The 14,591-nt window shown below is 66.2% G+C and carries 8 protein-coding genes, 1 pseudogene and 2 riboswitches; of the genes and pseudogenes, 4 read left to right on the top strand and 5 right to left on the bottom strand.

Going from position 1 to position 14,591, the window contains the following annotated elements:
- The first annotated feature begins 71 nt into the window (after positions 1–71).
- Entirely contained in the window at positions 72–2,591 is a 2,520-nt protein-coding gene (locus AB0T83_RS02765; RefSeq protein ID WP_366191338.1) for a TIGR02302 family protein, read from the top strand.
- On the opposite strand, the gene AB0T83_RS02760 is transcribed toward AB0T83_RS02765, so the two are convergent.
- Positions 2,588–3,397, bottom strand: a complete 810-nt coding sequence (locus tag AB0T83_RS02760; RefSeq protein ID WP_366191336.1) for a zinc-ribbon domain-containing protein — start codon at positions 3,395–3,397, stop codon at positions 2,588–2,590. The genes AB0T83_RS02765 and AB0T83_RS02760 overlap by 4 nt on opposite strands.
- 171 nt (positions 3,398–3,568) lie before the next feature.
- On the opposite strand from AB0T83_RS02760, the gene AB0T83_RS02755 reads away from it, so the two are divergent.
- Complete coding sequence (locus AB0T83_RS02755; RefSeq protein ID WP_366191582.1) at positions 3,569–4,258, top strand: lysophospholipid acyltransferase family protein; 690 nt, start codon at positions 3,569–3,571, stop codon at positions 4,256–4,258.
- Positions 4,259–4,371: 113 nt separating this feature from the next.
- Positions 4,372–5,004: a hypothetical protein gene (locus tag AB0T83_RS02750; RefSeq protein ID WP_366191334.1), complete on the top strand. Its 633-nt coding sequence runs from the start codon at positions 4,372–4,374 to the stop codon at positions 5,002–5,004.
- 13 nt (positions 5,005–5,017) lie between these two features.
- Here AB0T83_RS02750 and AB0T83_RS02745 read toward each other — a convergent pair whose 3' ends face one another.
- From AB0T83_RS02745 to gcvT, 4 genes are all read right to left on the bottom strand, one after another.
- On the bottom strand, positions 5,018–5,980 hold the full coding sequence (locus AB0T83_RS02745) for an acetyl-CoA carboxylase carboxyltransferase subunit alpha (protein ID WP_366191332.1): 963 nt from the start codon (positions 5,978–5,980) through the stop codon (positions 5,018–5,020).
- A 133-nt stretch (positions 5,981–6,113) separates the two neighbouring features.
- Positions 6,114–8,960, bottom strand: coding sequence for an aminomethyl-transferring glycine dehydrogenase (gcvP, locus tag AB0T83_RS02740; protein WP_366191330.1), 2,847 nt, complete (start codon positions 8,958–8,960; stop codon positions 6,114–6,116).
- A 10-nt stretch (positions 8,961–8,970) separates the two neighbouring features.
- Positions 8,971–9,330 (bottom strand): glycine cleavage system protein GcvH, encoded by a 360-nt coding sequence (gcvH, locus tag AB0T83_RS02735; protein WP_366191328.1) that lies wholly within the window; start codon positions 9,328–9,330, stop codon positions 8,971–8,973.
- 18 nt (positions 9,331–9,348) lie between these two features.
- Positions 9,349–10,479, bottom strand: coding sequence for a glycine cleavage system aminomethyltransferase GcvT (gene gcvT, locus AB0T83_RS02730; protein WP_366191326.1), 1,131 nt, complete (start codon positions 10,477–10,479; stop codon positions 9,349–9,351).
- 69 nt (positions 10,480–10,548) lie between these two features.
- A riboswitch (glycine riboswitch) is annotated at positions 10,549–10,611 on the bottom strand.
- Between the two features lie 3 nt (positions 10,612–10,614).
- Positions 10,615–10,703, bottom strand: a riboswitch (glycine riboswitch).
- Between the two features lie 178 nt (positions 10,704–10,881).
- On the opposite strand from gcvT, the pseudogene metH reads away from it, so the two are divergent.
- A pseudogene (metH, locus tag AB0T83_RS02725) lies at positions 10,882–14,591 on the top strand (methionine synthase).

The following is a 14,591-nucleotide window of genomic DNA, read 5'->3' as shown; positions in this document are numbered from 1 at the left end:
CTTTGACCTTTTGCGCCGCTGAGATACCGTTGGGGCGTGACACGCTGTACCCCAGCGCCGCGGAGGTCGGCATGACTTCTCCCTCCACCCGGATCCACGATCCGGCCAAGCGTCTGCGCTGGCCGTTGCGGCTGACCCTTCTGGGATTGGTGGCCGAACGCGGCGTGCGCGCCTTCTGGCCGCTTTGGGCGGTGCTGCTGACCGTTGTCTCGGTGGCCATGCTGGGGCTGCTGGAGCAGGCCCCGGTCGAGCTTTACTGGGGCGCTTTCCTGTGTGCCGCGCTGGCCGGGGTCAGCAGCCTGTGGTGGGCGCTGCGCCGGTTCCGCTGGCCGTCCCGGGCCGAGGCCGAGGCGCGGCTCGATGCCTCGCTGTCCGGTCGCCCGATCGCGGCACTGCGCGATGCGCAGGCGATCGGTGCCGGAGATGCCGGGTCGGAACAGGTCTGGGCCGCGCATCGTGCACGCATGGCGGCGCGTCTGACCCGTGCCCGCGCCGTGGTGCCCGATCTTCACCTGTCTCGCTTCGACCGATACGGGCTGCGCTACACCGCGTTGACCCTGTTTGCCATCGCGCTTCTGTTCGGTTCGGCCCTGCGGCTGGACCCAACGCACAACAGCCCAGTTGCGGGGCCGGGCACGGTGATTGCCGGCCCGTCGTGGGAGGGCTGGCTGACCCCGCCCGCCTATACCGGACGGCCCAGCCTGTACCTGAACGACCTGCCGCCCGGACCGCTGGACCTGCCCGCAGGCACCCGGATCGACCTGCGCCTTTACGGCACGCCGGGCGATCTGGCGGTGTCGGAAACCGTCTCGGGCCGCACCGGCGAGTTGGACAGCGCTGCGGCCCCGTCGCAGGCCTTCGAGGTCACGCAACCGGGAGATCTGGCCATCCTCGGCGAGGGCGGCGCCGAATGGACCATTTCCCTGACCACCGATGCGCCGCCGCAGGTGGCGCTGGAAGGCCCGCTGGACGTGAAGGTCGACGGCGAGTTCTCGCAACCCTTTGCGGCCAGCGACGACTATGGCGTCGAGACCGGAGAGGTCGAATTCGCCCTCGATCTGGCCGCGGTGCCGCGCAGCTTTGGTCTGGCTGCCGACCCTGACCCGCGCGAGCCGGTGATTGCCGCCCTGCCGATGCCGATCACCGGCGGGCGCGAGGACTTTGCCGAGGTCTTCGTCGAGGATCTCTCGAAGCACCCCTGGGCCGGTCTGCCGGTGATGATGACCTTCCGGGTGAGTGATGCCGCAGGCAACGAAGGCGCCAGCGATCCCCAGACCCTGACCTTGCCCGCCCGCCGGTTCTTCGAACCGCTGGCGCAGGCCTTGATCGAACAGCGCCGGGATCTGCTTTGGGCGCGGGCCAACGCGCCGCGCGTGGCGCAATTGCTGCGGGCGATCTCGCATCGGCCCGAGGGCCTGTTCCAGACCCAGACCGATTATCTGCGGGTCCGCACCATCGCCCGCGCGCTGGAGGCCTCGGCGCCCGCCGACATCGACCAGATGTTGCAGGAGGACATGGCGGAAACCCTGTGGGAACTGGCGCTGAAAATCGAAGAAGGCGATCTGTCCGATGCCATGGCCCGCCTGCGCCGCGCGCAGGAGAAGCTGGCCGAAGCCATGCGCGACGGAGCGTCCGACAGCGAGATCGATCAGTTGATGCAGGAGTTGCGCGAAGCGATGCAGGACGTCATGCGGCAACTGGCGCAGCAGCAGCGCGACAGCGATCAGGAACGCCAGTTCGCCGAAGGGCAGGAGATCACCGGCCAGCAGCTCGAAGACCTGCTCGACCGGCTGCAACAACTGATGCAGGAAGGCCGGATGGCCGAGGCGCAGCAGTTGCTCGATCAGATCGCCCGGATGATGCAGAACATGCAGATGGCGCAAGGCCAGCCCGGCGGGCAGGGCAGCCAGGGCCAGCAGGCGCTGAACGGCTTGCGCGAGACCCTGCGCGACCAGCAGAACCTGTCCGACGACTCGTTTCAGGGATTGCAGGGCCAGCAGCCGGGGCGTGAGTTGGGCCAGGGGCAGGGACAGCCCGGACAGGGGCAGAACGGTCAGCCGGGCGGTGAAAACGGCCCCTCGCAGGGCACCGAAGGGCTGGCGCAGGATCTGGCCGACCGCCAGCAGGCCCTGCGCGACACCCTGCGCAACCAGCAACAATCGCTGCCGGGCACCGGCGAAGGCTCGGACGCCGCGCGCGAGGCGCTGGAAGGCGCCGGCCGCGCCATGGAAGAGGCCGAAGACGCCCTGCGCCGCAATGATCTGGCCGGCGCCATGGACAGCCAGTCCGAAGCCATGGACCGCCTGCGCGACGGCATCCGCGATCTGGGCCGCGAACTGGCGCAGGAACAGCCCGGTCAGGGGCCGGGCGGCGAACAGCTGGGCGAGACCGCCCCCGGCAACCGCCTTGATCCACTGGGCCGCGAGGCCACCGGCGACGGCCAGTTCGGCACCCGCGAACGACTGTTGCAGAACGAGGATGTCTATCGCCGCGCCCGCGACCTGCTGGACGAGATCCGCCGCCGCTCGGGCGATCAGACCCGCCCCGAAGTCGAACTGGACTACCTGCGCCGCCTGCTGGACCGGTTCTAGAGCGCCGAGCGCGGTGCCAGAAGCTGGCTGAGCGCCTCGATCAGCTGTGCCTGCACCCGGTTGCCATGGGCAATCACCAGATCCGCGTAGGGCGTGCCTTGCGGCAGGATCGCGGCCACATGCGGGGCGGCCAGATAGACCCCCACCGCCAGACAAGCCAGCCCTGCGGTCAGACCGAAGCCCAGACGAAACCCGGTGCGCAGCCGCCGCTGTGCGATCACCGCAAGCTCGGTCGAGGAAATCGGTACCGGCAGATCGCGTCCAGGCCGTGCCGGTTTGGCAGTGGCCTCAGAGGCTGTCAGAAGCGGCGGCTGCGGGCTGCGGGTGGCCGCACCCGGATCTTCCACCGCCGCTTCCGTATCGGGCGTCAGCGGCGTTCCAGAGGTCTCTGCGGCCTTCAGGCGCGCCAGACGCGCGCTGGCGCCCGAAGGCGCGGCGGGTTCCGGCGTTGCGGCGGCGGGCGGCAGGATCTCTTCCTTGCCGGCACGCACCGCGGCCTCGCGCTTGGCTTCTTCGCGCAGCACAGAGAGCAGGCTCGGGTCCAGCTCGCGCCGGGGCGAGGGCGCGCCGGTTTCCGTGTCCTGCCGCGCCGTGGCCTCGGGGGGCGGGGTGTCCTCGTCTTCCCCGTCGTCACGCGCCAAGTCGCGCGGCACTGCACCCGCCGCCGCCCCGGTCAGCGGCAGTTGATACCAGGCGTGGGCGCAGCGGGCGCATTGGACCTCGCGCCCGGCGTCGGGGATGGCCGCGTCGGGAATGTCGTATTTCGCCTGGCAGTCAGGACAGATGATCCGCATATGCTCGCTCACGCGCCCTTTCGGTTCTGGTGCGGCGACTATAGGCCCCCCGCTACGCCGGCGCAAAGCATCGCGCGGTTGCGCTTGGGGGGTCGGGCAGGCATAGACAGGCGGAAGTGACGCGGAAGGGGGAACGGCGTGCAGGCGATTCAATGGCTTCGGTCGCTGATCTTCAACGGCCAGATGTATCTGATGATGGCGGTTCTGGCGGTGATCTATACCCCCTGGGCCCTGTTTGACCGGCGCGGCGCCTTCGCCGGCATCCGTGCCTATTGCCGCTATGTGCGCTGGACGGCGGGCTGGATGATCGGCCTGAAGTCCGAGATTCGCGGCGAGGTGCCCCGCGACGAGGTGATGATCGCCTCGAAACATCAAAGCTTCTTCGACATCATCATGATCTGTTCGGTCGTGCCGCGCCCGAAGTTCATCATGAAGAAGCAACTGGTGCGGGCGCCGATCCTGGGCTGGTACGCCCTGCGCATCGGCTGTGTGCCGGTGGATCGCGGCAAGCGCGGCCCGGCGATGGAGCAGATGGTCCGGGACGTGGCCGCCGGGCGCAGTGCGCCGGGCCAGTTGATCATCTATCCGCAGGGCACCCGTGTCGCGCCGCGCGCCACCATGCCCTACAAGATCGGCACCGGGGTGCTGTACCGGAAGCTGGGCCAGCCCTGCGTGCCCGCCGCCACCAATGTGGGCGTGTTCTGGCCAAGGTCGGGGGTGCTGCGCAAACCCGGCACGGCGGTGGTGGAATTCCTTGATCCGATCCCGCCGGGCCAGGAGATCGAGCCCTTCATGGCCGCGCTTGAAGAGGTCGTCGAGGCACGTTCCAGGCAGCTGATGGTCGAAGCCGGGCTGAAGTTTGACGCAACGTAATTTATTTGCATCAGACGGCATTCTGGCGGCTCTATCACGCGGTTTTCACATGACTTGTTAGGGATTATCGGTCTTAGTGGACCCATGGATTTCTCAGCTGCCAAGATGATTCCATGGAAAACGTGACCAAGGCCCTGATCCTCATCGCCGCTGGCATTGTGCCCGCTTCCGCCCTTTCGCAAGAGCCGGGAGAATTCGGATTGGGCTTCGGCCTGTCCACCCTGGGCGCCACGCTGGAAGGCACATATCGCGTCAGCGATCGGTTCGGATTGCGCGTGCCACTGGGCTACCTGTCGGTCGATGACACGGAAACCGATGACGGTATCAAGTATGACTATGACTCCCAGCTTGGTGGCATTGGCCTACTGGGGGATTACTATACCGGGATCGGCGGGCTCAGGATCACAGGCGGCGCCATGCTCAGCGGCTATGACGTGGATGGCACCGGGCGCGGCAGCGGCACCCTGGGCGACAACACCTACAACAACGTGAACCTGCGCTACAGCGCCGACACCAAGAATGCGGTGATGCCGATGATCTCGCTGGGCTATGACGGCCAGGTCAGCCCGCGCTGGACCCTCAGCGCCGATCTTGGGGCGATGTATACCGGTGGCTTTGATGTGTCGCTGACGGACAAGTCCGGGCAGGTCTCGCAAGCCGACCTGAACAAGGAAATCAAGGATGCCGAGGATGATGCCCCCAGCGTCCTGCCCTATGTGAAGTTCACCGCGACCTTCCGCTTCTGACCGGTCGGCCGGATCAGCCGGCCAGCCCCTGACGGCCCATGTCCAGGTACTTGCGCCGCCGCGCTTTCACCAGCGCGGCGGCATCCATGCCTTCCATCTCTTCCAGAAGCTCGGAAATCGCGCGCCCGACGCGGCGAATGGTTTTCTTGGCATCGCGTTGCGCACCGCCGACCGGTTCGGCGATGATCTGGTCGATGACGCCAAGCTGCTGCAGGTCCTGCGCGGTCAGGCGCAGGGCCTCGGCCGCTTCGCGCATCTTCTGGGCGTTCTTCCACAGGATCGAGGCGCAGCCTTCCGGCGAGATCACCGAATAGACCGAATGTTCCAGCATCGCGACCTTGTTGGCGGTGGCAAAGGCCACAGCGCCGCCCGAGCCGCCCTCGCCGATGATGACCGACACCAGCGGCACCCCGATCTGCAAGCATTTCTCGGTCGACCGGGCGATGGCTTCGGACTGGCCGCGCTCTTCGGCGCCCTTGCCGGGATAGGCGCCGGGGGTGTCCACCAGCGTCACCACCGGCAGACGGAAGCGGTCGGCCAGATCCATCAGCCGCACGGCCTTGCGATAGCCTTCGGGCCGCGCCATGCCGAAATTGTGGTGCAGGCGGGTCTGGGTGTCGTGGCCCTTTTCATGGCCGATCACCATCACCGGCTGATCGTTGAACCGCGCCAGCCCGCCCAGAACCGCCTGATCATCGGCGAAGTTCCGGTCGCCAGCCAGCGGCGTGTATTCGGTGAACAATTCGCGGATGTAGTCCTTGCAGTTCGGCCGGTCCGGATGCCGCGCCACCTGGCATTTGCGCCAGGGCGTCAGGTCGGAATAGAGCGTTTTCAGAAGGTCGGCGGCTTTCTTGTCCAGCCCCGCGGCCTCGCCCTCCACATCCATCCCTTCATTGGACCGCGCCAGCGCGCGCAGCTCTTCGGCTTTGCCTTCGATTTCAGCGAGCGGTTTTTCGAAGTCGAGATAGGTATGCATGGCCACTCCAGGGATCGTCGGGCGGTATATGACCCTGCCGGCAGCAGATTGCAACGGCGCCGCGCAGGGCGGTTCGCGGATCGCGGGTCAGGACCGGGGGACGGGGGCTGCGCGGCCCCCGCCGGAACGCGGCCTATTCGGCGGCGTCCTGATAGTCTTCCAGCGGCGGGCAGGTGCACACCAGGTGGCGGTCGCCAAAGACATTGTCCACCCGGCCCACCGGCGGCCAGTACTTGTCCACCCGGAACGCGCCCGCCGGGAAGCATGCGGCCTCGCGGGTATAGGGGCGGTCCCATTCGGCCACCAGATCGGCGGTGGTGTGGGGGGCGTTCTTCAGCGGGTTGTTGTCCCGGTCGATCCGCCCCTCGGCCACATCGGCGATCTCGTCGCGGATCGCCAGCATGGCGGCGCAGAAGCGGTCCAGTTCGGCCTTGGTTTCCGATTCGGTGGGCTCCACCATCAGCGTGCCGGACACCGGCCAGCTCATGGTCGGGGCGTGGAAGCCGTGGTCGATCAGCCGCTTGGCGATGTCATCCACGGTGATGCCGGCTTCGGCGAAGGGGCGGGTGTCGAGGATGCACTCGTGCGCCACGCGCCCGTTCTGGCCCTTGAACAGGATGTCGAAGGCCCCCTCCAGCCGCTTGGCGATGTAGTTGGCGTTCAGGATCGCCACCTTGGTTGCCTGCGTCAGCCCCTCGCCCCCCATCATCAGCACATAGGCCCAGGAAATGGGCAGGATCGAAGGCGAGCCATAGGGCGCGGCACTGACCGGCCCCTCGCTGCCGCCAGTGGCCGGATGGCCGGGCAGATAGGGGGCCAGATGTGCCTTCACGCCGATCGGCCCCATGCCGGGGCCGCCGCCGCCATGCGGGATGCAGAAGGTCTTGTGCAGGTTCAGGTGGCTGACGTCCGAGCCGATCTCGCCGGGTTTCGACAGCCCGACCATGGCGTTCAGGTTGGCGCCGTCCAGATAGACCTGCCCGCCGTATTGGTGGGTGATGTCGCAGACCTCGCGCACGGTGTCCTCGAACACGCCGTGGGTCGAGGGATAGGTGATCATGCAGGCGGCCAGGTTGTCGCCCGCCGCCTCGGCCTTCTTGCGGAAGTCGCCAAGGTCGATGTCGCCATTGGCGGTGCAGGCCACGACGACGACCTTCATGCCGCACATCTGCGCCGAGGCCGGGTTGGTGCCATGGGCGTTGACCGGGATCAGGCAGATGTTGCGATGGCTGTCGCCGCGCGCCCGGTGATAGGCGGCGATGGTCAGAAGCCCCGCGTATTCACCCTGCGCGCCCGAATTGGGCTGCATCGACATGTCGTCATAGCCAGTGATCGTGCACAGCGCCGCGCTGAGTTCCCTGATCAAAGTGGTATAGCCCTGTACCTGATCGGCCGGGGCAAACGGGTGGATCTTGGAAAACTCGGGCCAGCTCACCGGCATCATCTCGGCGGCCGAGTTCAGCTTCATGGTGCAGGAGCCCAGCGGGATCATCGCCCGGTCCAGCGCCAGATCGCGATCCGACAGGCGGCGCATATAGCGCATCATCTCGGTCTCGGCCCGGTTCATGTGGAACACCGGATGGGTCATGAAATCGCTGTCGCGGATCAGCCCGTCGGGCACCCGGTAGTGCGGGGTCCAGTCGTCGTCCTTGCGGTCAATTCCGAAGGCGCGCCAGACCGCTTCGATGGTGGCGGGGCGGGTGCATTCGTCCAGCGAGATGCCGATGCGATCCGCGCCGATCTTGCGCAGGTTGATGCCTTCGGCCAGGGCCGATTTCAGGATCACCCCCTGCATCGGGCCGGTGTTGACGGTGATGGTGTCGAAATAGGCCTCCGGCTCCACCTGGAAGCCGCCCTCTTCCAGCCCGCGCACCAGGCGGACGGTCTTGCGATGGATCCGCTGGGCGATGGCTTTCAGCCCCTTGGGCCCGTGGAACACCCCGTAGAACGAGGCGATGACCGCCAGCAGCGCCTGCGCCGTGCAGACGTTCGACGTGGCTTTCTCGCGCCGGATGTGCTGTTCGCGGGTTTGCAGCGACAGCCGGTAGGCCGGGTCGCCGTGGCTGTCCACCGACACCCCCACCAGCCGTCCGGGCATCGACCGCTTGTAGCTGTCGCGGCAGGCCAGATAGGCTGCATGCGGGCCGCCATAGCCCAGCGGCACCCCGAAACGCTGGGTCGAGCCGACGGCAATGTCGGCCCCCATGGCGCCGGGTTCCTTCAGAATGGTCAGCGCCAGCGGATCGGCGGACAGGATGGCCGCCGCCTTGGCGTCGTGCAGGGCTGCGATCACATCGGTGAAGTCGCGCAGGTGGCCATAGGTGCCCGGATACTGGAAGATCGCGCCAAAGACGGCCTCCGGGTCCAGATCCTCGGGGGCGCCGACGATCACCTCGATCCCCAGCGGGGCTGCGCGGGTCTGCATGACAGCAATATTCTGCGGGTGGCAGTTTTCATCGACGAAGAAGGCCGTCGCCTTCGATTTCGACCCGCGTTGCGCCATGGTCATCGCCTCGGCGCAGGCCGTGGCCTCGTCCAGAAGCGAGGCATTGGCGATTGCCAGCCCGGTCAGGTCCGAGATCATCGTCTGGTAGTTCAGCAGCGCCTCTAGCCGGCCCTGGCTGATTTCGGGCTGGTAGGGCGTGTAGGAGGTGTACCACGCCGGGTTCTCGAACACGTTGCGCTGGATCGCCGGGGGCATGACGGTGTCGTGATAGCCCATGCCGATCAGCGAGGTCAGAACCGTGTTCTGCTTGGCCACTTCGGCCATGTGGTAGAGCAGTTCGCGCTCGGATTTGGGACGGCCCAGCTTCAGCGGCTCGGCCTGGCGGATGCTGGCCGGGACGGTTTCGTCGATCAGGTCGTCCAGGGACGCCGCACCGACCACGTTCAGCATCTCGGCCATTTCGTCGGGCGACGGGCCGATATGGCGCCTGTTGGCAAAGTCGTAGGGCAGGTAATCGGTGGGCGTGAAGGGCATGTCGCGGTCCTTATCCGATGAATTTCGCGTAGCCGTCGGCATCCATCATGTCATCCATCTGGGATGCGTCCGATGCCTTCATCTTGAAGAACCAGCCGTCGCCCAGCGGATCCTCGTTCACCAGTTCGGGGTTGGCGACGATGGCGTCGTTGACCTCGACGATGGTGCCGTCGATGGGGGCCATGATGTCCGAGGCGGCCTTGACCGATTCGATCACCACGATCTCGTCATCCTTGGCGACCTCGATGTCTGTGTCGGGCAGTTCGACGAACACCAGATCACCCAGTTGGGTGGCCGCATGTTCGGTGATGCCGACGACGATCAGACCATCTTCTTCGCGCAGCCATTCATGTTCTTCGGTGAATTTCATTCTCGGATCTCCAGTGGGTCAGCGTTTGTATGTGGCGGGGCGGAATGGCATTTCCACAACCTTGGCGGGCAGGCGCTTGCCGCGCACCTCGCCATAGATCGTGTTGCCGGTGTCGGCGTGGGCAGCGGTGACATAGCCCATGGACATGGGCGCCTCGATCGTGGGGCCATAGGCGCCCGAGGTGACCTGCCCGATGGGGTCGCCGCCTTCGGCCCCGGCAAAGAGCGGCGTGCCGGCGCGCATCGGGGCGCGGCCCTCGGGGCGCAGGCCGACGCGTTTGCGGGCGGGGCCTTTGTCCAGTTCCATCAGGATACGCGCGGCACCGGGAAATCCGCCTTCGCGGTCCCCGCCGGTGCGACGCACCTTCTGGATCGCCCAGGTCAGATCGGCCTCGACGGGGCTGGTGGTGGTGTCCAGGTCCGCGCCGTAGAGGCACAGCCCGGCTTCCAGCCGCAGGCTGTCGCGGGCGCCAAGGCCGATGGGCGCCACCGCGTCGTTGTCCAGCAGGGCGCGGGCGACGGCCTCGGCCCGGTCTGCCGCCACCGAAATTTCAAACCCATCCTCGCCGGTGTAGCCCGAGCGCGAGATCCACAGATCGCCAAAGGCGCTGGCGGTGACGGCAACATCCATGAACCGCATGTCGCGCACGGCGGGCACAAGGGCCGCCAGCGCAGCCTCGGCGGCGGGGCCTTGCAGGGCAATCAGGGCGCGGTCGGCAATCGGGGTAATCTCGCAGGTGGCCGACAGATGCGCCTGCAGATGCGCCAGATCGGCATCCTTGCAGGCGGCGTTGACCACCAGAAACAGATGATCGCCGCGATTGGCGATCATCAGGTCGTCCAGAATGCCGCCGTCGTCATTGGTGAACAGGCCATAGCGTTGCCGCCCCTCGGCCAGCCCGGCGATGGCGGCCGGCACCAGCGTTTCCAGCGCCAGTGCGGCGTCGGTCAGCTCGCCCGACTTCGGCGTCAGCAGGATCTGGCCCATGTGGCTGACGTCGAACAGCCCGGCTTCGGCGCGGCACTGCAGGTGTTCCTTCAGCACGCCGGGCTTGTATTGCACCGGCATGTCATAGCCCGCGAAGGCCGTCATCTTGGCCCCCAGCGACAGGTGCAAGGCGTGCAGGGGTGTCTGTTTCAAATCGCCCATGGCGGCTCCTCTGGTCGGCGCCGGGCAGGGGACCGGCATCAGGCGGGTGCCACGCACCCGTGATGCCCCCTCTGTCCGATTGCCTGAGATCGTTATCCCTTCGGCGGACGCGTTTTGCGCCTCTCTCCAGAGTCCTTGTGCACGACGGTCCGTTTGCCTGAGAGTTTACCGGGGCGGTTGCTCCTTCGGCACTGGATAAGTCCAGATTCTCCCACCGTGCCTGAATCTGCTAGCCCAGCAATTTGGCTCAGGCAAGAGAAAACGTCGGATTTGCGTGCTGTTACGACGCCGGTGCCCGCGCCCATGGCAGTGGTGACTGGAAGTCCCGCATTCTGGACTGTATGTAGCCCCGAAATCGGCACGCGACGGGCGTGGCGTCCAAGGCACCGGACAGGGGGTTTCATGTCGGGATCGAAGGAACTGGAAACCGAAGCGAACAAGCGCATTCTGGTGCTGGACGGGGCCATGGGGACGATGATTCAGCGGCACAAGCCCGATGAGTCCAGTTACCGGGGAACGCGATTCGCCGATCATCCGCGCGACGTGGGCGGCAACAACGAATTGCTGAGCCTGACCCAGCCGCAGATGATCCGCGACATTCACGAGGATTTCCTGCGCGCCGGGGCCGACATTCTGACCACCAACACCTTCGGGGCCAACCGGATCAGCCAGGCCGACTATGGCATGGAGGATCTGTCCTACGAGATGAACCGGGCCTCGGTGGAACTGGCGCGCGAGGCCATCGCCCGTGTCGGCGGCAAGCGGCGCTGGGTGGCGGGGGGCATCGGGCCGACCAACCAGACCGCCTCGATCAGCCCGGACGTGAACGATCCGGGCTATCGCGGGGTGACCTTTGACCAACTGGCCGCCGCCTATGGCGAGGCGGCGCGGGGGCTGGTCGAAGGCGGCTGCGATATCCTGCTGGTGGAAACCATCTTCGACACGCTGAACGCCAAGGCCGCATTGTTCGCCATCGACAGCCTGCGCGACGAGGGGCTGGAGATTCCGCCGATCGTGATCTCGGGCACCATCACCGACCGCTCGGGCCGCACCCTGACCGGACAGACGCCCGAGGCGTTCTGGGTCTCAATGTCCCACGCCAAACCCTTTGCGGTGGGCCTGAACTGTGCCCTTGGCGCCGCCGAGATGCGCGCCCATGTGCGCACCATCGGCGAGGTCGCCGACACGTTGATCAGCGCCTATCCCAATGCCGGATTGCCCAATGAAATGGGTGGCTATGACGAGACGCCGGAAGAAACCGCCGCGCATCTGGAAGAATGGGCCGACAGCGGGCTGGTGAACCTGGTGGGCGGCTGCTGCGGCACCACGCCCGAGCATATCGCGGCGATTGCCAAGGCGGTGGAGGGCAAGCCGCCGCGCAGAGTGCCGGCTTCGCGACAGCGCCTGCGCCTGTCGGGGCTTGAGATGTTCGAAGCGGAGGGCGCGGCATGAGCATCGCGCGCTTCATCAACATCGGCGAACGCACCAATGTCACCGGTTCGGCCAGGTTCAAGAAGCTGATCATGGCCGACGACTACACCGCCGCGCTGGATGTGGCGCGGCAGCAGGTGGAAAACGGCGCCCAGATCATCGACATCAACATGGACGAGGGGTTGCTGGACGCCGAGAAGGCGATGACCACATTCCTCAACCTGATCGCTGCGGAACCCGATATTTCGCGCGTGCCTGTGATGATCGACAGCTCGAAGTTCGAGGTGATCGAGGCCGGGCTGAAATGCGTGCAGGGCCGCTGCGTGGTCAATTCGATCTCGCTGAAGGAAGGCGAGGCAGCGTTTCTGGAACAGGCCCGGATCGTGCGCCGCTATGGCGCGGCCGTGGTGGTCATGGCCTTCGACGAGGGCGGACAGGCGGAAACCGCGCAGCACAAGTTCGAGATCTGCAAGCGGTCCTACGACCTGCTAACGCAGGAAGCCGGGTTTGACCCGTGGGACATCATCTTCGATCCCAACATCTTCGCCGTGGCAACCGGGATCGAGGAACACAACGATTACGCCGTGGCCTTCTTCGAAGCCACGCGGATGATCAAGGAAGCCATGCCGCTGACCCATGTGTCGGGCGGGCTGTCGAATGTCTCGTTCAGCTTCCGGGGCAACAACGCGGTGCGCGAGGCGATGCATTCGGCCTTCCTGTACCACGCCATCCCGCTGGGGCTGGACATGGCGATTGTCAACGCCGGGCAGATCACCGTCTATGACGACATCCCCGAGGAACTGCGCGAGCGGGTCGAGGATGTGCTGCTGAACCGCCGCGACGACGCCACCGACCGCCTGCTGGAGATCGCCGACAAGTACAAGGGTGCCGGAGAGGCCTCGAAAAAGGCCGACCCGAAATGGCGCGAGGCCCCGGTGCAGGAGCGTCTGCGCCACGCGTTGGTGCATGGCATCACCGATTTCGTCATCGCCGATACCGAGGAATGCCGGCAGGCCGCCGACAAGCCGCTGGACGTGATCGAAGGCCCGTTGATGGACGGGATGAACGTGGTCGGCGACCTGTTCGGCGAGGGCAAGATGTTCCTGCCGCAGGTGGTGAAATCGGCCCGCGTGATGAAGGCCGCCGTGGGCCATCTGATCCCCTATATGGAAGAGGAAAAGAAACGCTCGGGCGACACGTCGGCCAAGGGCAAGATCCTGATGGCGACGGTGAAGGGCGATGTGCATGACATCGGCAAGAACATCGTCGGCGTGGTCCTGCAGTGCAACAATTACGACGTGGTCGATCTGGGTGTGATGGTGCCCGCCGAGGATATCCTGACCCGCGCGCAGGAAGAAAAGGCCGACATCATCGGGCTGTCGGGGCTGATCACGCCGTCGCTGGACCGGATGGTCGATGTGGCCTCGGAAATGACCCGGCAGGGCATGGATCTGCCGTTGCTGATCGGCGGGGCGACGACCTCGAAGAAGCACACGGCGCTGAAGGTCGCGCCGGAATACGCCCATGGCGTGGTGCATGTGGACGATGCCTCCAAGGCGGTTGGCGTGGTCTCAACCCTGCTCAACGCCACCCGCAAGCCAGAATTCCTGGCCCAGATCGCGGCCCAGCAGGAAGCCTTGCGCAAGGGCCGCGCCGATGCCGGGGATCGCGTCGGCACCAGCCTGACCGACGCCCGCGCCAACGCCTTCGACGGCGGCTGGGATACCTATGCGCCGCCCGCGCCGCAAACGCCGGGCCTGTCGGTCATCGACGACATGAGCATCGCCGATATCGAGCCCTACATCGACTGGTCGCCGTTCTTCTGGACATGGGAGATGCGCGGCAAGTACCCGCAGATCCTGAAGCACCCACAGATGGGGCCGACGGCGCGGGATCTGTTCGAAAACGCGCAGGCCATGCTGACCCGGATCAAGGAAGAAGGCTGGTTCACCCCGCGCGGGGTGGTGGGCTTGTGGCCTGCCAACAGCGACGGCGACGACATCATTGTCTGGACCGACGAGTCCCGCACGGTCGAGGCCACGCGCTTCCCGATGCTGCGCCAGCAGGGTGGAAAATCCGCCGGACGGGCCAACATGTGCCTGTCGGATTTCGTCGCACCCACAGGCACGCCGGATTGGGTCGGTGGCTTTGCCGTGAACGCGGGCGTCGAGGTTCACGCCATCGCCGAACGCTACAAGGCCGAGGGCAACGATTACGACTCGATCCTGGTGCAATCGCTGGGCGACCGTCTGGCCGAAGCCTTTGCCGAGGCGCTGCACGCGCGGGTGCGCCGGGCGCTCTGGGGCTATGCGGCGGATGAAAACCTGTCGAATGACGATTTGATTTCAGAGACCTATCGCGGTATCCGTCCGGCGGCGGGCTATCCCGCCAGCCCCGACCACAGCGAGAAACGGCGCCTGTTCGACATGCTGAATGCGCCCGAGACTGCCGGGCTGATCCTGACCGAAAGCTGCGCCATGTGGCCGGCCTCTGCGGTGTCAGGCCTGTATTTCGCCCATCCCGAAAGCGCCTATTTCGGCATCGGTCGCATCGGTCAGGATCAGGCAGAGGACTATGCCCGGCGCAAGGGGGTTACCCTTGAGGAAATCGAGGGCTGGCTTGCGCCGAATTTGGGGTATAAGCCAATTTCGAAGCCAAGGACGACCGACAGCGCCGCCTGA

The sequence above is a fragment of the Meridianimarinicoccus marinus genome, from assembly GCF_040689105.1.
GTDB classification, from domain to species: Bacteria; Pseudomonadota; Alphaproteobacteria; order Rhodobacterales; family Rhodobacteraceae; genus Meridianimarinicoccus; species Meridianimarinicoccus marinus.
The sequence above is the reverse complement of the archived record's forward strand: the minus strand, read 5'-3'. Positions and strand labels throughout refer to the sequence as shown.